1 protein-coding gene is annotated in these 1139 nt (G+C 56.9%); it reads right to left on the reverse strand.

The features are described 5' to 3' along the window. Positions 1-259: 259 nt before the first annotated feature. On the reverse strand, positions 260-1139 hold an 880-nt coding region (locus AADZ90_RS22405), incomplete at its 5' end, for an IS110 family RNA-guided transposase (protein WP_411997181.1).

Raw genomic sequence — 1139 nt, forward strand, 5'->3', positions numbered from 1 at the left:
AAAGGCGTCTGTGGGTGGCTCCTGCATTGCAAGAGGTTTCTAGCGATTTCTGCGGTCGTTTTTGTCAGTACCGTCGTCTGTCCGGCCTGTTTGGGTGGCGACATTGTCGGCACTGGCCTTGATGAGTTCCGCGAGCGAGGTTCCAATCGGGTTATCGGCCTTATAGGGCCTCTGCCATTCCCGGAGTGTCCTTGCTCTTGGTTGACTTACTTCCGCATCATCACTTCAACGTCTTGCATCTTGTGGGCAGTTGGCTTGGTTAGAACGCTGGCTGCCGGTATTCCTGTTTCTTCGTGAGCATCGCCCAGATGGCCCGCGCCGCCTTGTTTGCCATTGCAGTTGTCGCCAACCGGAACGGTTTGTCCGCGATAATTTTCGCGGTCCACAAATCGACTTTCTCTGGTGAACGTTTCGCCATGACTGCGCGCGAAGTCATACCCACGACCAACAGCTTGCGAATGTAGCGATCACCCTGCTTCGTGATCTTTCCCAGACGTTCCTTGCCGCCGCTGGACTTGTTGAGTGGGGTAAGTCCGAGCCAGGCCGCCAGATCGCGCCCGGTCCGGAACTGTTTTGCATCGCCGATCGTAGCGACAATTGCAGATGCGGTGATCGGCCCGATCCCCGGCATGCGCACCAGTCTTCGTGCATTCGTTTTGAGCAGGGCGTGTTGCTCGATCATCTTGGAATAGCCTTCGATGCGCTCGTTCAGGCCGATGAACTGATAGCACTGGATGCCAAGCATGCCATTGGCGATCTCAGGCATGTCCGGATGGTCACCATCCAAGTGACGCTTTGCAAAGGCCGTCACAGCTTCAATCCCGATGGGAAAGATGTGTCCAAACTCCCGCAAGAGGCTCCGGATCATGTTGGCCAACTGGGTGCGTTGCCGGACCGCCAGATCCCGTGTGCGATGGATTGAGAGAATGGCCTGCTGATCCTCAGTCTTGATCTCGACAAAGCGCATAGTCGGGCGTCGAACTGCTTCGCAGATCGCCTCGGCATCCACGGCGTCGTTCTTGCCCCGCTTCACGTAGGGTTTGACGTAGCCGGCGGGCATGAGCTTCACATCATGCCCAAGCTTGCGGAGCTGACGACCCCAATGGTGGGATGATCCGCATGCTTCCATGCCGATGATA

Source organism: Aestuariibius violaceus (assembly GCF_040779325.2).
In the GTDB taxonomy this organism is placed as follows: domain Bacteria; phylum Pseudomonadota; class Alphaproteobacteria; order Rhodobacterales; family Rhodobacteraceae; genus Aestuariibius; species Aestuariibius violaceus.